General features: G+C 63.5%; 20 protein-coding genes. 11 read left to right on the top strand and 9 right to left on the bottom strand.

Features of this window, described 5'->3' with window-relative positions; all coding sequences use genetic code 11:
• The first annotated feature begins 68 nt into the window (after positions 1–68).
• Positions 69–1421, top strand: a complete 1353-nt coding sequence (pmbA, locus tag ACE3TQ_RS08080; protein ID WP_374581537.1) for a metalloprotease PmbA — start codon at positions 69–71, stop codon at positions 1419–1421.
• 51 nt (positions 1422–1472) lie between these two features.
• A complete protein-coding gene (locus tag ACE3TQ_RS08075; protein WP_374581536.1) occupies positions 1473–2564 on the top strand; it encodes a TRAP transporter substrate-binding protein in 1092 nt (363 codons plus the stop codon).
• Positions 2565–2644: 80 nt separating this feature from the next.
• On the opposite strand, the gene ACE3TQ_RS08070 is transcribed toward ACE3TQ_RS08075, so the two are convergent.
• The 4 genes from ACE3TQ_RS08070 to ACE3TQ_RS08055 all read right to left on the bottom strand — a co-directional run bounded on the left by ACE3TQ_RS08070 (position 2645) and on the right by ACE3TQ_RS08055 (position 4828).
• Complete coding sequence (locus ACE3TQ_RS08070; RefSeq protein WP_374581535.1) at positions 2645–3106, bottom strand: hypothetical protein; 462 nt, start codon at positions 3104–3106, stop codon at positions 2645–2647.
• Positions 3107–3218: 112 nt separating this feature from the next.
• Entirely contained in the window at positions 3219–3524 is a 306-nt protein-coding gene (locus tag ACE3TQ_RS08065) for a HigA family addiction module antitoxin (RefSeq protein ID WP_374581534.1), read from the bottom strand.
• Between the two features lie 26 nt (positions 3525–3550).
• The gene (locus tag ACE3TQ_RS08060; RefSeq protein WP_374581533.1) at positions 3551–3820 is read right to left on the bottom strand and encodes a type II toxin-antitoxin system RelE/ParE family toxin; all 270 of its coding nucleotides are present in this window, start codon (positions 3818–3820) and stop codon (positions 3551–3553) included.
• A 126-nt stretch (positions 3821–3946) separates the two neighbouring features.
• Positions 3947–4828 carry a LysR family transcriptional regulator gene (locus ACE3TQ_RS08055; RefSeq protein WP_374581531.1) on the bottom strand — a complete coding sequence of 294 codons (882 nt, stop codon included), beginning with the start codon at positions 4826–4828 and terminating at the stop codon, positions 3947–3949.
• Between the two features lie 92 nt (positions 4829–4920).
• On the opposite strand from ACE3TQ_RS08055, the gene ACE3TQ_RS08050 reads away from it, so the two are divergent.
• Both ACE3TQ_RS08050 and ACE3TQ_RS08045 read left to right on the top strand, forming a co-directional pair.
• On the top strand, positions 4921–5934 hold the full coding sequence (locus ACE3TQ_RS08050) for a sodium-dependent bicarbonate transport family permease (protein ID WP_374581530.1): 1014 nt from the start codon (positions 4921–4923) through the stop codon (positions 5932–5934).
• 78 nt (positions 5935–6012) lie between these two features.
• A complete protein-coding gene (locus ACE3TQ_RS08045) occupies positions 6013–6798 on the top strand; it encodes a hypothetical protein (protein WP_374581529.1) in 786 nt (261 codons plus the stop codon).
• Here the strand turns inward: ACE3TQ_RS08045 and ACE3TQ_RS08040 are convergent.
• On the bottom strand, positions 6795–7694 hold the full coding sequence (locus ACE3TQ_RS08040) for a LysR family transcriptional regulator (RefSeq protein ID WP_374581528.1): 900 nt from the start codon (positions 7692–7694) through the stop codon (positions 6795–6797). The two genes, ACE3TQ_RS08045 and ACE3TQ_RS08040, sit on opposite strands and share 4 nt — an antisense overlap.
• A 99-nt stretch (positions 7695–7793) precedes the next feature.
• Here ACE3TQ_RS08040 and ACE3TQ_RS08035 point away from each other — a divergent pair, with 99 nt between their 5' ends.
• From ACE3TQ_RS08035 to ACE3TQ_RS08025, 3 genes are read left to right on the top strand one after another with little or no spacing between them, the layout of a single operon-like run.
• The gene (locus ACE3TQ_RS08035) at positions 7794–8624 is read left to right on the top strand and encodes a type 1 glutamine amidotransferase domain-containing protein (RefSeq protein ID WP_374581527.1); all 831 of its coding nucleotides are present in this window, start codon (positions 7794–7796) and stop codon (positions 8622–8624) included.
• Between the two features lie 12 nt (positions 8625–8636).
• On the top strand, positions 8637–9194 hold the full coding sequence (locus ACE3TQ_RS08030; RefSeq protein WP_374581526.1) for a DUF4241 domain-containing protein: 558 nt from the start codon (positions 8637–8639) through the stop codon (positions 9192–9194).
• A 57-nt stretch (positions 9195–9251) separates the two neighbouring features.
• Positions 9252–9797 (top strand): PH domain-containing protein, encoded by a 546-nt coding sequence (locus ACE3TQ_RS08025; RefSeq protein ID WP_374581524.1) that lies wholly within the window; start codon positions 9252–9254, stop codon positions 9795–9797.
• Here ACE3TQ_RS08025 and ACE3TQ_RS08020 read toward each other — a convergent pair.
• Positions 9736–10788, bottom strand: coding sequence for a hypothetical protein (locus tag ACE3TQ_RS08020; RefSeq protein WP_374581523.1), 1053 nt, complete (start codon positions 10786–10788; stop codon positions 9736–9738). The genes ACE3TQ_RS08025 and ACE3TQ_RS08020 overlap by 62 nt on opposite strands.
• A 99-nt stretch (positions 10789–10887) precedes the next feature.
• Between ACE3TQ_RS08020 and ACE3TQ_RS08015 the strand changes: the two genes are divergently transcribed.
• The gene (locus ACE3TQ_RS08015) at positions 10888–11064 is read left to right on the top strand and encodes a hypothetical protein (protein ID WP_374581522.1); all 177 of its coding nucleotides are present in this window, start codon (positions 10888–10890) and stop codon (positions 11062–11064) included.
• Here ACE3TQ_RS08015 and ACE3TQ_RS08010 read toward each other — a convergent pair whose 3' ends face one another.
• Together ACE3TQ_RS08010 and ACE3TQ_RS08005 are read right to left on the bottom strand one after the other, a co-directional pair.
• Positions 11065–11847 (bottom strand): DUF2145 domain-containing protein, encoded by a 783-nt coding sequence (locus tag ACE3TQ_RS08010; RefSeq protein ID WP_374581520.1) that lies wholly within the window; start codon positions 11845–11847, stop codon positions 11065–11067. It lies immediately after the preceding gene.
• A 3-nt stretch (positions 11848–11850) separates the two neighbouring features.
• Positions 11851–12246: a hypothetical protein gene (locus tag ACE3TQ_RS08005; RefSeq protein WP_374581519.1), complete on the bottom strand. Its 396-nt coding sequence runs from the start codon at positions 12244–12246 to the stop codon at positions 11851–11853.
• Between the two features lie 132 nt (positions 12247–12378).
• Here ACE3TQ_RS08005 and ACE3TQ_RS08000 point away from each other — a divergent pair, with 132 nt between their 5' ends.
• Genes ACE3TQ_RS08000 through ACE3TQ_RS07990 form a run of 3 tightly spaced genes read left to right on the top strand, consistent with a single transcriptional unit; the run spans position 12379 to position 15631 of the window.
• Positions 12379–13110: a helix-turn-helix domain-containing protein gene (locus tag ACE3TQ_RS08000; protein ID WP_374581518.1), complete on the top strand. Its 732-nt coding sequence runs from the start codon at positions 12379–12381 to the stop codon at positions 13108–13110.
• 53 nt (positions 13111–13163) lie between these two features.
• Positions 13164–15320, top strand: a complete 2157-nt coding sequence (locus ACE3TQ_RS07995) for a TonB-dependent receptor plug domain-containing protein (protein WP_374581516.1) — start codon at positions 13164–13166, stop codon at positions 15318–15320.
• Between the two features lie 5 nt (positions 15321–15325).
• Complete coding sequence (locus tag ACE3TQ_RS07990; protein WP_374581515.1) at positions 15326–15631, top strand: hypothetical protein; 306 nt, start codon at positions 15326–15328, stop codon at positions 15629–15631.
• A 55-nt stretch (positions 15632–15686) separates the two neighbouring features.
• Here the strand turns inward: ACE3TQ_RS07990 and ACE3TQ_RS07985 are convergent, their stop codons facing one another.
• Positions 15687–16814, bottom strand: a complete 1128-nt coding sequence (locus ACE3TQ_RS07985) for a M14-type cytosolic carboxypeptidase (protein WP_374581514.1) — start codon at positions 16812–16814, stop codon at positions 15687–15689.
• Positions 16815–16956: the final 142 nt, after the last annotated feature.

The following is a 16956-nucleotide window of genomic DNA, read 5'->3' as shown; positions in this document are numbered from 1 at the left end:
TAGAGCGAAAAAACGGTAAACGGCTGCTATGATAACTGTTTTAACGCTACGACCCCTAAAAACACCCCATGAGCGAATCCGCCTTCTCCTACTCCCAGGACCAGTTGAAACAGCTTGCACGCGACGTGTTGCAGTATGCGCGCGAGCAGGGCGGCAGCGATGCCGCCGTCGAAATCAGCGAAGGCAGCGGGCTCTCGGTGTCGGTCCGCAAGAGCAAGATCGAAACGATCGAGCAAAACCGCGACAAGGGAATCGGCGTCACGGTCTTCATCGGCCAGAAACGCGGCAACGCCAGCACCTCTGATTTTTCCACCGCCTCGCTCAAGGCGACCGTGGAAGCGGCCTACAACATCGCCCGCTTCACGGCGGAAGACGATTGCGCCGGCCTGGCCGAGGAAGAGCTGCTGGAAAAGAACCCGCAAGACCTGAAACTGTTCTATCCATGGCCGATCAGCACCGAAGAAGCCGTGGCCCTGGCGCAGCGCGCCGAAGCGGCCGCCTTCGCGGTCGACCCGCGCGTGACCAACAGCGAAGGCGCCGGCGTGCACGTGCAGCAGTCGCACTTCGTGTCGGCCAACTCGCGCGGCTTCATCGGCGGCTATCCGTACTCGCGCCACACCCTGAGCGTGACCCCGATCGCCGGCAAGGGCGCCAAGATGCAGCGCGACGACTGGTACACCTCGGTGCGCGACCCGAAAAAAATGGCCAGCCCGGAAGCCGTGGGCCGCTACGCCGCCGAACGCTCGCTGGCGCGCCTGAACGCGCGCAAGCTGACCACCCGCACCTGCCCGGTGCTGTTCGAAGCGCCGCTGGCCGCCGGCCTGCTGGGCGCCTTCGTGCAGGCCACCTCGGGCGGCGCGCTGTACCGCAAGTCCTCCTTCCTGATCGACTCGCTCGGCAAGCCGGTCTTCCCATCCCACATCCAGGTCAAGGAAGACCCGCATGTGGTGGGCGGCATCGGCTCGGCGCCGTTCGACGAGGAAGGCGTGCGCACCCAAAAGCGCGACGTGGTGAAGAACGGCGTGCTGCAGGGCTACTTCCTGTCCACCTACTCGGCGCGTAAGCTGGGCATGAAAACCACCGGCAATGCCGGCGGCTCGCACAACCTGACCATCACCTCCTCGCTGACCAAAAAAGGCGACGACTTCGAAGCCATGCTGCGCAAGATGGGCACCGGCCTGCTGGTGACGGAGCTGATGGGCCAGGGCACCAACTACGTGACCGGCGACTACAGCCGCGGCGCCTCCGGCTACTGGGTCGAGAATGGCGTGATCCAGTACCCGGTGGAAGAGATCACCATCGCCGGCAATATGAAGGAAATGTTCCAGGATATCGTCGGCATCGGCACCGACACGCTGGTGCGCGGCACCAAGCAAACCGGGTCGATCCTCATTGAAAAGATGGTGGTTGCCGGAAATTAAATATTTCCATACACTGTCTCGAGAACTACACCCCTTAAGGAGACAGAACGTATGGAACGCCGTTCGTTTATCAAGAAGGCAGCCGCGGGCGCGGGCGCAGGTGTTATCGCCGCGCCGGCCATCGCTGCCGAACTGCCTGCCGTCACCTGGCGCCTGGCATCCAGCTTCCCCAAATCCCTCGACACCATCTACGGCGCGGCCGACACGTTCACCAAACGCGTGTCGCAGCTGACCGGAGGTAAATTCAACATCAAGGTCTTCGCCGCCGGCGAGATCGTGCCCGGCCTGCAGGTGCTGGACGCGGTGCAGGCCGGCACCGTGGAGTGCGGCCACAGCGCCTCGTACTACTACTACGGCAAGGACGCCACCTTCTCGCTCGACTGCGCCGTGCCGTTCGGCCTGACCTCGCGCCAGCACACCGCCTGGTACGACCAGGGCGGTGGCAAGGAACTGCTGCGCAACTTCTTCAAAGACTACGGCGTGATCAACTTCATCGCCGGTAACTCGGGCACCCAGATGGGCGGCTGGTTCCGCAAGGAAGTGAAGTCGGTGGCCGACCTGAAAGGCGCCAAGATGCGCATCGCCGGCCTGGCCGGCAAGGTGATGGAGCGCCTGGGCGCGGTGCCGCAGCAGCTGGCCGGCGGCGACATCTACCCGGCGCTGGAAAAAGGCACCATCGACGCGGCGGAATGGGTTGGCCCATACGACGACGAGAAGCTGGGCTTCTACAAGGTCGCGCCGTTCTACTACTACCCGGGCTGGTGGGAGCCGGGCGCCTCCTTCACCCTGTACGTCAACATCAAGGAGTGGGAGAAGCTGCCGAAGGAATACCAGGCCGCGCTCGAATGCGCCTCCTACGAAGCGCACGTGGTGATGCAGGCCGAGTACGACTTCAAGAACCCGACCGCGCTGGGCCGCCTGATGAAGAACGGCGTCAAGCTGCGCAACTACTCCAACGACATCATGGAAGCGGCCTACAAAGCGGCCAATGAACTGATGAACGAGGAAGCCGCCAAGAACGCCAAGTTCGCCAAGATCTACGAACCGTGGAAGCGCTTCCGCAACGACCAGAACCAGTGGGCGTCGGTGGCCGAATCCACCATGCAGAACTTCCTGATCAAGGCCGGACGGGGCGGCAAGTAATCCCCCCCGCACGCCGCAGCGGTCACCCGACGCTGCGGCGTGGCATCATGCGGGCGCGTACGCCCCGAAGCTGACTCTCATCAAGTAACAAATGGCGCCGTGCCAAATTCTCTCAACGCAGAGTTGAAACTCTCTCGGCACTCTTCGACTGTTCCATAGACTTGAGTTCGAGCAAGATGCAACTCGTCTTCAATAGCGTCGAAAACATAGTAGATATCCTGATTTCCCACTGCGCGCGCAACGCCCATAGCCTGACGAATTACATGCTCAAGATGATCATCGGCGCTCCGCAAGCTTGGGGAGAGAGTGCCGAGCAGCCATCGTCGAACTAGTTCAAAATCCGCGTCGCCTTTGACCTCATTGAGATCAGTAATAAGCTCCGATCGAGGCTTACGCCAGGAGATCTCAATTATTTCGCCGGGCGGCTCATCCATTTCGTCAATTACTGAAATAGCCCATTCCCTCACTTGATCAGGCGCGACGATGCCCAACTCCAATCCGATGCGGAAGTATTGTGCGAAACTTGCTAACGGGATTGGCATTGACTCTTCGATTTGTTTGATGACGCGATCTCGAAATGAACACGACCGACCGCTGACGTTCGCGGTGAAAATCTATCGGGTCGTCAATGGAGTGCTGGAGCGTATTGCGTAGTCAGCTGGTCGACGCAAGCGGCTTAATTTCCTTAGTGATTGTCTTGCCTGCCGCAATTTCAGCGATTCGCAATTCATAAGCGCTCTGCAGGTTTAGCCAGCCTTGCGCTTCGCTACCAAAATAGCGTTCCAGGCGAAGAGCTGTATCAGCAGTTATCCCACGTTGGCCCTTGGTGATTTCGCTGAGGCGCGAATAAGGAATGCTTAGCGCAATTGCTACGGCACGTACACTTACACCCATGGGCTTAATGTAATCTTCCATCAACACTTCGCCAGGGTGAACCGGGCGCATTCCGTTCTTAAACATGACACACTCCTTACGCTAGATCCAGCTCAGTGTGGATCTTCAATTCGTACATCATAGGGACCATTTGCTCCCCATCGAAACGTTAACCTCCACTGATCGTTAATTCGCACGTGCCACGCACCGTTGTATTCCTTCAGGTCGTTGCCAGGGTGCGCCCGCATGAAGTTCACTGAGGGCGCGGCGTCTAGTTGAGCGAGCTTACGTTCAGCTGCACTCTTGATATTTGCGAAGCGACGGCTTTTCCCCGTCGTGAACAACGCTTCGGTGTCGTGGCACGAGAAAGACTGGATCGACATGCATCAAAGTTATCCGTTATCCGGATAACAGTCAATCGCGTTTAACGGGAGGGGGCGGAAATTCCTTCGCGCAAATAACTCCTGTGAGAGGATCGCTCCGAAACCATGCTTGATGAGAAATCTGCACTAGGCCTTGGCCACGTGCTGCAGGAACGCTGCGGCCAGGGGTGACAGTTTTTTCCCCTGGCGATACAGGATCCACCAGCTGCACTGGATCGGAAAGCCTTTCACATCCAGCACCGCCAAGCCTTCTTCCGCCGGGTCCTGCGCCAGCGCATAGCGTGAAATGATCCCCAGGCCTAAGCCTGCCGCAACTGCCTGCTTGATGGCTTCGTTACTTCCCAGTTCCATCCGTACGTCGACGGCCATGCCCAGCGTGCGCAGGTGGCGGTCGCCGGCCAGGCGCGTGCCCGAGCCTTTTTCGCGCAGGATGAAGCGGCTGGACCCCAAGGCTGCCGGCGCCAGGCGCCGCCGCGCCGCCAAAGGATGCGAACGCTCGGCGATCACCACCAGCGGGTTCGACATCAGCTCCAGCCGCTCCAGCGCCATGCCCTCGGGCGGCATCGACATCACATACAAGTCGTCCAGGTTGTCGTTCAGGCGCTGCACCACGCGGTCGCGGTTCAGCACCTCCAGCGCGATATCGACATCGGGGTGCGTGGTGCAGAAGCTGCCCAGCAAGCGCGGGACGAAGTACTTTGCCGTACTCACGATGGAGAGCCGCAAGCGGCCGCTGGACACGCCTTTCAGCCCGTCGATCACCTGTTCGAAGGCGGCCCATTCATCCATCATGGCGCGGCCGGAACGCGCCAGCGCTTCGCCGGCGGTGGTCAGGTACATCTGCTTGCCCACCTGCTCATACAGCGGCACCCCGATCGCTTCCGTCAGTTCGCGCAGCTGCATGGAGGCCGTCGGCTGCGTGACATGGCAGGCGCGCGCGGCCGCAGTGACGGAGCGCAGTTCGGCGAAGGCGAGGAACAGGCGGAGCTGGCGAAAAGTGGCTTGCATAGAGTTTTATCTATGATAGAGATGTCGAATATCGATTTTTCTTTATGAGGCCATGAGGGTAGCATGGCGTACCTGATCTCTCAAGCAAGTCCATGCAGAACTTCCTCGACCCCGCTATCCTGTTTTTCCTGTTCGGTATCCTGGCTGGTTGCCTCAAATCCAATCTCGACATCCCGCCGCAAATTTCCCGCTTCCTGTCGCTGTACCTGCTGATGGCGCTGGGCCTGAAGGGCGGCTTCGCGCTGGCAGAATCGGGGCTGACGCGGGATGTCGCCGTCAGCCTGGGCGCGGCCGTGGTACTGGCATTCCTGGTGCCTGTACTGGCCTTCACCCTATTGAAGCGGCTGCTCGCTGGATTCGACGCGGCGGCAGTGGCTGCCACTTATGGTTCGGTCAGCGCAGTGACCTTTATCACCGCCACCCAGTACCTGGAAAACCATCATGTGCCGTTCGGCGGGCATATGGCCGCCGCCATGGCCCTGATGGAGGCGCCCGCCATCGTCGTGGCCGTGCTGATGGCGAACTCCATGCGCCAGGCTGCATCGGCCCACGCTACGTTGCCGGCTGGCGCCAGCCTGGCGCTGGCGGCAGGGCCGGGGCCGGGCGCGTCTTCCGGCCTGCGCAAGATCCTGCATGAATCGCTGACCGACGGCACCCAGCTGCTGCTGTTTGCTGCGATGGCGGTGGGGCTGCTGACCGGTGCGGCAGGCAAGGCCACGCTCGCGCCGTTTTCGATCGACCTGTTCAAGGGCATGCTGGCCTTCTTCCTGCTCGATATGGGCTTGCTGACCGCGCGCAATCTGGGGCAACTGCGTAGCCAGTCCGCCTGGCTGCTGGCGTACGCAGTGGGCGCACCATTGATGCACGCCGCGCTCGCGCTGCTGCTGGCCAAGGTGCTTGGCCTGTCGGTCGGCAATGGCGCCTTGCTCACCGTCCTGGCGGCCAGCGCCTCGTATATCGCGGTCCCGGCTGCACTGCGCCAGGCCATTCCGGAAGCTAACCCTTCGATCTACTTTGGCATGTCGCTCGGGATCACGTTCCCGCTCAACATCCTGCTGGGCATCCCGCTGTATGTGCAGGCCGCCACGTGGGTGCTCGGCGCCTGAGCCATACCTGGCCACAAGCCAAATGCCCGGCGTCGGCGGCCGGTAGTCCGCCAAAATGCGTATGGCGTTTCCGCTGAAATGGGCCGCTGTTTTCTGCTGTTTCGCGCTGTTTTCCGCTGTTTTTTGGGGAACCAATGCCCCCGTCCGCCGATCCAAGAAAAAACAGCGGAAAACAGCGCGTTTCAGCGCAAAACAGCGGAGGAAAACAGCATGAAAGACATAGCGACTTTGGCGATACCCACCACCACCTTATGCCGGCTGCTCCAGTATGCCGATGCGCATCAGGCGGAACAGAATGCCGGCGAACTCGCCGCCATTGCCATCGAAGAATGGCTTGCCCGCGCCGCAGGCGGCGAGGTGCCCCGCGCCCGCTTGCGTGGCTACCAATGGAAAACAGTGTTCCTGCCCGAAGGCACCCAACTGCGCGCCTGGAACCGCTCCGGCTTCGCCTACGCCGAAGTGGTTGGCGACGTCATCCTGCATCTTGGCGAGCCGGTGTCGCCGCACGAATTCATTTGCCGCTGCAAAGGCATCTCCCGCAGCGCCTGGGCAGAAGTGCGGCTGCTGTTCCCGGGCGAAAATCAATGGAAGCGAGCCGATGCCCACCGCCGCGAACTGGCCCGCGTCCCGCTGCCACAGGCCAAGCCTGCGCCGGCCACCGTTGCGCCGCCCGTGCAGCCTGCGCCCAAGTTTTCCAGCGTGCTGCCACCGCCCACGCAGCGCCTGCCGCGCGTGCCGCCGATTCCCACGCAAACACGGCTTCAGCCCGACATCCATGCCCTGGCAGCTGCAGGCAGGGAACTGCTCCAATCCACCGATCGCCGCAAAGGCTACCGCCGGCAAGAGGACCTATTGCTGGACTAAGGCTGGTCGAGCAGGCAAGTGGTGAAGGCGCGCGCAGCGGCCGTCATGCGCCGCTGCGGCGTGTAGATCAGGGAGAAGGGCCGGCTGCGTCCCTTCAACTCGGGTAGCACCTCCACCAGCACGCCGCGTTGCAGCCGCTCTTGCGCGATGAAGCGGAAGGTCTGGCAGATGCCCAGGCCCGCCTCCGCCAGCGATACCGTCCCAAGCACATCATCCGTCACCTGCACGGCCGACTCCACCGGCCAGTCCAGCTCCGCGCCATCACGCATGAATTGCCAGGGTATGGCGCGCCCGGTGCTGGGCAGCAGGAAGCTCAGGCAATCGTGGCCGGCCAGCGCATCCAGGTCGCGTGGCAGGCCGCGCCGCTTGGCGTAGGCGGGCGCGCACACCAGCACCAGTTCCGCATCTTCCAGCTTGCGCGCGATCATGCTGCTGTCTTTCAGGAAGCCCTGGCGGATGGCGAAGTCGAAGTTGTCGGCCGCGAGGTCGACGTTGCGGTTGCTGATGTTCAGCTCCACGCGCACGGCGGGATAGCGCTCGGCAAAGCGCTGCAGCAGGGCGGGCAGGCGGTAGTGGCCGAACGTGGTGGGCGCGCTCAGGCGGATGCGGCCCGTGACTTCGCCGCCTTCGGCCTGCACGGCGCGTTCGGCATCGTCGATCAGCGACAGGGCGGCGCGCGTCTGCTCCAGGTATAGGCGGCCGGCGTCGGTCAGGCCCAGGCTGCGTGTGGTCCGGCGCAGCAGCTGGGTGCCGAGGCGTGCTTCGAGCCGGGCCAGGGCGCGGCTGACCACCGACGGGGTGGTGGACATCGCCACGGCGGCCGCCGTCAGCGAGCCGCGCTCGACGACGGTGACGAAGGTTTCGACATCGCTCAGGTGATCGTATTTGCGGCTCATTATTGCTTTTAAGGGAAAAATAGTTTGGCTTTGCGGTAGTTTATCGCCGTTGGAGGATTGAATAAAGTAGCGCCATCAACTTCTCCAAGGAGCAAAACCATGATCAAGAAACTGACTGCCATCGCCCTCGCGGCCGCCGCCATGAATGCCAACGCCGGCAACGTGCTGGTCGTGCTGTCCGACGAAGCCACGCTGGACCTGAAGGCCGGCAAAACCTTCCAGACCGGCTTTTACCTGAATGAGCTGATGCAGCCGGTGAAGATGCTGATGGATGCCGGCCACACCATCACCTTCGCCACCCCGCAAGGCAAGGCGCCGACCCTGGACAAGGGCTCGGTCAATCCAATGTTCTTCGGCGGCGACCAGGCCGCGCTGGATGCGCACCTGAAACTGCTGGAGCAGCTGCGCCTGACCGACAAGGACAGCTCGCCGGTGGTCAGCCTGGCGCGCGTGGAGCAGCAGGGCTACGGCAAGTACGACGCGGTCTACGTGCCGGGCGGCCACGCGCCGATGCAGGACCTGCTGGCCAGCCCGGCGCTGGGCAAGGTGCTGGCCGCCTTCCATAAGGATGGCAAGCCGACCGCCCTGGTCTGCCACGGCCCGATTGCCCTGCTGTCGGCCATGCCGGACGCCAAAGGCTTCAGCATGAAGCTGGCGCAGGGCGCCACCCCGACGCAGCCGAAGTGGATCTACGCCGGCTACAAGGTCACCGTGTTCAGCAACGCGGAAGAGGAAGCATCGAAAGCCCAGCTGGGTGGCGGCGAGATGAAGTTCTATCCTGAGACCGCGCTGGTCAAGGCCGGGCTGAAATTCTCCAAGGCCGCCAACTGGGAAGGCCATATGGTCACCGACCGCGAACTGATCACCGGCCAGAACCCGGCTTCCGCGCCGCTGGTGGGTAAGGAATTGCTGGTTCGCCTTCAAAAGTAATATCATGGGCGCATGAGCTATGCGCCCCACCCGGAAGGACTGCGCTCCGCCTTTGCGGCGGAGCGCTTCGTGTCAGAAGAAACCCCCATCCAATTCTCGCTGGTCGAAGCCGGGCGCCTGTGCGTCGGCAGCGGCAGGATCGCCGCCGGCGACCCGCAGTCGGAACAGCCCCTGGCGCCGTTCACGCAATGCGTGCCGCAGGGCGAGTATCCGGTTACCCTTGCCATGGCCGGCGAGCGCCTGGCCTATGCGCGCGTGTTGTTCGATCCCGCCGCGGTGGCTGTGCATTGGTATCCCGCGCTGACGGCCGAACAGGATGCACGCAACTTGCAGCCGGGGGAAACTTTCGGTTTCAGCGTGCACTCGGGTAGCGCCTGTTTTGCCAGCGATGGCAATACGGTGAGCTTCCCGGCCGGCGTGCGCGATGGCCACTACGCCTCTTATTTCGGCTACGACAGCGCCGGCCGCGTGGTGGCGCTGGTAACCGATTTCGGCGCGCTCCCCACCATCCATCACGAAGCGCCGCCGCGCCGCAGCTGGTGGCAACGCTTGCTTTCTATCTTCAAGTGATAATCTGCCAGAATTTTTGCCTCGGCAGGCGGTTAAGATGGCGGCATGGAGAAAAGCTTGAAGAATGAACGCCCTTTGTGGCGCGGACGTCCGCGCCAGGGCCTGATGCTGCGCGGGGCGGACATCCTGATGGTGCCATTCAGCCTGGTGTGGGGCAGCTTTGCCATGTTCTGGGAATACACCGTCATCAGTTCCGATGCGCCGCTGCTGTTCCGCGTGTGGGGGATTCCCTTCGTGCTGGTCGGCCTGTACATGATCGCCGGCCGCTTCTTTGTCGACGCCCGCCAGCGCGCCAATACGGAGTATGTGGTGACGAGCGATAGCATCATCATCCGCTACGGCATCTTCCGCCGCAAAGAGCAGATCCTGTCGCTGCGCGAATTAAGCGATTTCTCGCTGACGGAGAACCGCAACGGCGAAGGCTCCATCACATTCGGCGTGTCGGCCGCCGGCAATGTGTTCAGCGGCCTGGCGTCCTGGCCGGGCGTGGAGGACGTGCCGCGCTTCGACTGCATTGCGAACGTGCGCAAGGTGTACGACATCATTCGCAACGCGCACTACGCGGCTGGCCACACGCGGCCATTCGGGCAACGTCTGGGTTGAGCAGGTAGTTGCCGTGCGCATGGTCGGGCCGCTCCAGCAGGCCAAACCAGGTCGGCGCGTTCGAAACCAGCACATTCACCACCTCCACGCCGAGCGGCGCGTAGCGCTCGCGTTCCAGCGTATAGGTCAGCAAGTCGTTCGGATCGCTGAAGGCCACCAGGGTCAGCCTGCGCGTCGTGCGCGGCGTGGCGGCGGCGCGGCGCTTGCGCAGCAGCGCTTGCAGGCTGTCGGGCGGCGGCGCTGCCGGCGCGGCGGCGGCGCCGGGCGCCACGGCCTGCTGGTCGGCCAGTGCGAGCAGGGGAATCTGGTTGGCCGCCATGACCAGGTAGGCCATGCGGTCGATCGTGCGCTGCGCCGCGGCGTCCATGCGCAGCAGGGTATCGAACAGGATCTTGCTGCCAAGGCTGGACGACAGCACCAGCAGCGGCGCGTCGGGCGCCGCGCCTTCGGTGGCGCGCAGGATGGCTTGCGCCATGCGCTGCTGGATGGCGTCGCGGGAGACGCCCTGGTAGATCAGGGCATCGGGAATGCAGTCGTCCATCAGCATGTCCTTGGCGCGCGCATTCAATTTGGCGCGCACCACCGGCAGGCGGTCGCTGTGGTCGTAGTCCAGCTGGTGCTTGAGCGGCGTGGTCAGCGGCGACCAGAGCAGGGCCTTGATGCGCAGCTCGCCCTGGCGCAGCTGGATGCTGCGTTCGACAATCTCGATGCCGTCGGTCGTCGCCACCGCCGCGCCGGCAGCGCTGCCGGGTGGTGTACCCTGCGTCTGCGCCCGCAGCGCGCTGCTGAGCTGGGCCACCGTGTCGTCGACCCAGCGCACGTCGTGCGTGCACATGCCGTGCACCAGCAGCACATCCACGCTGCGTCCCGGCGCACTCGCCACGAAATCGACCAGGCCGGGAAAAGCCCCATCGGCCTGCGCCGGGCGGTAGGGCATGGAAGTGCAGCCGACGAGCATGGCGCAAGCCAGCACCGCAAGAATTAGCTTCATGATCGCCTCCTGAAAGCCCCATGATGGGCGCAGATGGCCGCGCGGCCTTTGCGCCGCCGCAAATCTGGCAACTTTAGCGGCCGCCGCCTAACATGAAGCATGACCAGCAAACGACAAACCGAACGCCTGCCGGCACTCTACCTCGAAGCAGAGGCGCTGGCGCTGGCGGCGCCGCACGAGCGTTTGCCGGGCCAGCCGGGCTACCCGCAAGCGCGCCAGCTCGAGCGCCTGCGGCATAAACACGTCACCCGTATCCGTCAGCTCAGCCGCAGGTAATCACAGCTCCAGCACGCGCGCGTCGGCGCTTTGCCGGCGCACGAACTGTTCAATGCCATCCACCGTTACCGTAGCGATATCGCCGCGCATGCGGCGCCCCGTTGGCTGGTCGTCGAATGCCACATTGGCGCGGAACATGCGCCCGCCCAGGCGCTTCACCGCGTTGATATGGACCGAGCCGGGATCGTAGCCCGCGCCGCCCAGCCATTGCTGCGCCTCGGCACGCGTTTCAACGCGCCCCGGTTCGGCGCTGGCGGCGGCCAGGGTCTCCAGCACCCACTGGTTGGAGTTCTGGTAGCGCGTGGACCAGGGGTAGGCCAGCATGTTGTAGCGCGGCTCGTGCAAGCGCAGCGGCGTGCGCGTGGCCAGCAGCTGCGCCAGTCGCTGCTGCACCGCCGGCGACGGCAGGATCAGCTGCGCCTTGTACTGGTAAAGGTCGGTCAGGAAGAAGCGCCCCAGGCCATCGTTGTATAAGCCGGAGCGCGCCGTGCCGCAGTCGTTCAGCAAATGCACCACGACCCAGCGCCCGGCAGGGTGGTCGCGCCACGCCAGGCCCACGTGCGAGTAGCGCAGGCCATAGTCCGACAAGTCCTGTCCGGCGCGCGCGACGATCGCCACCTGCGCGCCGCTGGCGTCCAGCGCTTGCGCGCTGCGCTGGGCCAGGTCGAGCGAACGTTCGACATCGCCCAGCGCCAGTGGCCGGTGTTCGCAATGCTGGCCGGCGTGGGCGGCGCCGCCGGCAAAGGCGGCGGCGGCCAGCAGGGTTGTGAGCAGGCGGCGCATGGCTTAGTTCACGCGGCTGTGATGCAGCAGGGCCTTGCCCGCCTCGTTGGGCAGGAAGGCGATCACCTTGCCCGACACCACCAGCGCGTGGCCGGCCGACATGGCGACCGCGCTGACGGCGGTGCCGGCCGCCAGCGACGCGCCTTCCAGCGCCTTGCCGCTGAACTGCACGGTGGCCTTGCTGCCATCGGCCGCGCTCTTCAGCACCACCGACACGCCATCGCCGATGGTTTCCACCGACTCCACCACCAGCGAACCGGCGGCGAAGACGGTCAGCACCGAGCCGGCCGCCACCGAAGCGGTCAGGTCGCTCAGGTGCGTCGAGACGGGCGAGCCATCGGCCGCCTGGCCACTGGCGCAGGCCAGGGCCAACAGGGTTGCGATCAGGGTGCGTTTCATTCGCTGCTCCACAAGTGATTGGAGGCGCCATCTTGCTGCGCGCCCGGCGCGCCCGCAATCGCGCTGCGCACTGTCGCACCTGGACGGCCCGGTGGTATCATATTTTGATACTTTATTGTCGGAGAAGCATGCATGTCCAACGTCATCCGCCTGGTGGATGCCCTGAAACGCCAACTCAAGGCGCGCGGCATCACCTACGCCGCCCTGGGCCAGAAGATCGGCCTGTCCGAACCCAGTATCAAGCGCATGTTCGCCGCGCGCAGCTTCACGCTGGAGCGGCTGGAGCAGGTGCTGGCCGTGCTGGAGATGGACTTTGCCGAACTGGCGCAGGCGGCAGCCGATACGCCGCAGCTGATTTCCCAGCTCACCTACGCGCAGGAGAAGGAAATCATCAGCGACACCAAGCTGCTGGTGGTGGCCGTGCTGGCGCTGAACCAGGTGCCGATCGAGGAGGTGGTGGCGAGCTACAGGATCACCGCCGCCGAAGCCACCGCCTGCCTGCTGCGGCTGGACAAGATCGGCTTCCTGATGCTGAAGCCGAACAACCGCGTCAAGCTGCTGGTCTCGCGCACCTTCAGCTGGCTGCCGAACGGGCCGATCCAGAGCTTCTTCCGCGACGAGGCCTACAGCGACTATTTCGACAGCCGCTTCGACGGCCACCACGAGGTGCAGCGCCTGGTGAGCGTGATGCTGTCGCAGCAATCGACGCGCGCCTTGCTGGACCGCCTGAAACAGGTGGCCGATGAATTCTCGCTGCAGCACCAGGATGACGCGCGCCTGCCGTTCGAGCAGCGGCGCGCCGTCACCATCATGCTGGCAGCGCGCCCGTGGATGCCGAAAGCCTTCAAAGCCTTGTTGCGTTAAAAGTAACTCATAGTTAATATTGTTAATATTATTAATAATTTAACTGTTTCTGGATGAAGAGTTACGGATGGCTGTTGCTGGCGCTGGCGCCCGCGGCAGCGGCGCAGGACAATGCCACGGCCGCTCCGGCCCAGGTGGTGGTGAATGGCGAGGCGGAGCGCGACTTCGTGGCCGGCAAGCTGGTGATCGGCAAGAAGGCCATCGCGGACAGCGGCGCGCAGAATGCCGGCGAAGTACTGCGGCGCGAGCCGGCCGTCACGGTGGGCAAGAATGGGCAGGTCAGCCTGATGGGCTTGCCCGGCTACACCCAGGTGCTGGTCGATGGCCAGCCGCCCAGCGCCACCGACCCGATGCAGCTGGACGCGCTGCAGATCGAACGCATCGAGATCATCAAATCCGCCACCGCCGAAACCGGACCATTCGGCATTGCCGGCACCATCAACATCGTGCGCCGCAAAATCGAACGCAAAGCGATGACGCAAGTGCGCGCCAACGGCAGCATGGCCGGCGGCCAGGGCAGCGGCGGCTTTTCCCTGTCCAGCAACCAGCTGCCGGACGAATCGCCGTGGAGCTACAGCTACAGCTTGCGCGGCGACCGCCGCAACACGCCCGGGCAGAAGCACTATCGGCAGGAGCAAACGGTCGGCGACAAACAAGTCTTGCTATACCAGGGCGACGCCTCGAGCACCTCGCGCTTCGACATGTTCATCGCCGAAGTCAATGCGGAGCTGAAGCTGAACCCCGACCACAAGCTGCGCTTCAGTGCCGATGCGGGCCGCCTGGTTGAATCCAGCGGCGGCACGGACCAGCGCTCCTGGCCCGACGCGCGGCGCCTGACCGCGCTCAAAGATAACCGCACGCCGATGACTTCGCGCTCCGCCAGCGCGGTATGGAACTGGAGCATCGATACCGAGAGCCGGCTGGAGCTGACCTTGCGCTCCCTTGCCTCCGGTCTGGACAGCGATTACAAGCGCTTCGAGCAATGGACGCCTGGCGCGCCGCGCACCAGCCTCGATGCGTCGCAGAAGGACAGCCGCAACAACTTCGTCGACCTGAAGTACAGCACGGAATTCAAAGGCGGTCATGACTTCTCCACCGGCGCAAGGTTCGTCCGCAACAACGACGACACGCAGTACCAGAACCTGGTCAACGGCTCGCCCGACCCCAGCTTCAGTGTCCTTGGCAACCACGCGGCAGGGCGTAGCACCACGCTCCGCTTCTTCGTGCAGGACGACTGGCGCCTGGACCGCGCCAACGCCCTCGGCGTCGGCCTGTCGGCGGAAGACCATAAGCTCGACCTGAGTGAAGGCCCCTACGACTATCGCAGCACCTACCGCGTCTGGTCGCCCAGCCTGCACTTCGCCCACAAGATCGGCGGCGACCGGAAGCGCCAGTTGCGGGCCTCGCTGGCGCGCACCTTCCAGGCGCCGTCCGACGACAAACTCCTGCTGCGGCCCTACATCAACTACCTAGCCCCCTGCAACGCCAGCGGCCAATGCGCCGCTAACACGCCCGACACCAGCGACGGCGCCGGCAACCCCACGCTGCAGCCGGAACGCGCGCTCGGCCTGAACCTGCGCTACGCGCACGGCTTCGGCTCCGGCAGCGAAGCCGTGGCGGAGGTCTACTCGCGCCGCATCGACAACAAGATCGGTACCACGCTGGCGCTGGAAAACGTGCCCTGGTCGAACGTGCCGCGCTACGTCTCGCGTCCCGCCAACCTGGGCGAGGCCGACATCTACGGCATCAGCTTTGAAGGCCGCGCCAGCGCCAAAGACTTTTGGAAAGACGCGCCCGCGCTCGACCTGAACGGCAGCCTGGGCTTCGCCCGTTCGCACCTGCGCGACCTGCCCGGCCCGGACAACCGCATCCCCGGCCAACTGCCATGGCGCGCCAAGCTGGGCCTGTCCTACTCGGCGAAAGGCATGCCGCTCAAGCTGAACGCCGACGCCAACTGGCTGCCGGCCGACTGGACGCGCCAGAATCTTGTGGAGCGCAACTACCAGTCCAGCAAATTCACGCTGAACGCCAGCGCCATCTGGAATTTCAACCCGAAGACGCGGCTCGTCTTCGGCCTCGACAACCTGGTCAAGCGCAAAGGCCGCCAGATCGACGAGTACAGCGCCGCAGGCCTCACCCTCACGGGCTACAGCGAGAAGCAGGCCACTACGCGAGTACGGCTGTCGCTCGACACCATGCTGGGAGAATGAAGAAAATGAAGAAGAACTTATTGGCGCTGGCGTTGCTCGCCATGTCGGCAGCCGCCCTCGGCGGGGAAAAGCGGCAGACGCGCGCCCAGTGCGATGAAAAATGCCTGCCGAGCCTCTATGAAATGAATGAGCAAAAAACTGCTGTTCACCAGCAAAGGCTGAAAGGCATCCGCGCGAAGAAAGCAGGTGTCACCGACCCGCAAAAGCTCAAGGAAATAGCGCTGGAGGAGCAAGCGGAAGTCGACAGATTCGAGGCAGCGCACGAAAAATTCTGCCGTGAGCTTTGCAGCGTCTTCCCGGAAACGCTGTGATGCGACGCTGCGCGGCAGCCGGACAGCCGGACAGCCGGCGCCGCGCAGGTAAAGCTTAGAAGTTACGCAGGGTACGCAGGATAGGCTGCAGCACATCCGCGCCCAGCTTGGCCGAACGCGCACCGCTCCAGCCATTGATCTCATCCGGATCGTTAGCGTTGTCCTTGAACGGCAGTTCCAGGGTCAGCGACAGGCAGCCGAACAGATGGGTGATATGCGGCGAACCCATGGTCAGCACTTCCGGCGTGTACGGCGACTCAGGGTAGCCGAATTCCGACTGGAAGTCAGGCGAAGCCAGTTTGAAGTCAGCGATGAACTTATCCTGCGCCGCCTTCTGCTCCTTGCTAAAGTTAGGCAGGGCATCGCTGCCCGCCACGAACACGTAAGGCAGGCCCTCGTCGCCGTGCACGTCCAGGAACAGGTCGCAACCGATTTCCTTCATCTTCTCCTTCACCAGGAAGACCTCCGGCGAACGCTCCATGGTCGGCTCGTTCCACTCGCGGTTCAGGTTCGCACCGGCCGCATTGGTACGCAGGTTACCGCGCACGGAGCCGTCCGGATTCATGTTCGGCACGATGTAGAAGCAAGCGTCCTGCAGGCACTGGCGGGCGTAAGGATTGGCCGCATCCAGCAGCGCCTCCACCATGCCCTCCACGAACCACTCAGCCATGGTCTCGCCCGGATGCTGGCGCGCGATGACCCACACCTTCTTCTCCGCCTGCTGGTCACCGATGACCAGCAGGTTCATGTCGCGGCCCTCCACGGTGCTGCCCAGGTCCACCAGTTGCGCGTAAGGATGCTGCTGCGCCGAATCCAGCAGCGACAGGTGGCGTTCCCACGAATACGGCTCGAAGTAAGCGTAATAGACCGAATCATGTTCCGGCGCATGCTCGATGGTCATCACCTCGCCATCGAAGGAAGTCGGGACGCGGAACCAGGTATCGCGGTCATAGGAAGCGACCGCGTTATAGCCCTTCCAGCCCTCAGCATAGGCAGCCTTGCCAGCGTTCAGGAAACGGATGGTCAGCGGCACGGCATTGGCGCCCTGCACACGGAAATAGAACCACTGGATGATATCCGCGTGGGAATCCTTACGGATGTTCAGGTCGATATCGCCAGCGGAAGTAACGCTGACCACATCGATGGCGCCAGCATCGAACTGGCTGCTGATCTTGATAGACATGGTGTGTCCTGTCGAAAATGAAGCGCTGCGCGCGAAGCCCGACATGATACACCAGTCAACAAATGTCCACTTCGGGGTCAGGAAGAAAAGTTGGGGGGTTTGGGGGGGAAATTAACACAAAGTTTGGAATACCCCCCGAGGG

It is taken from the genome of Pseudoduganella sp. (assembly GCF_041914865.1).
Taxonomy (GTDB): domain Bacteria; phylum Pseudomonadota; class Gammaproteobacteria; order Burkholderiales; family Burkholderiaceae_D; genus Rugamonas.
Note: the sequence above shows the minus strand (reverse complement) of the source record. Positions and strands in the feature narration are given on the sequence as shown.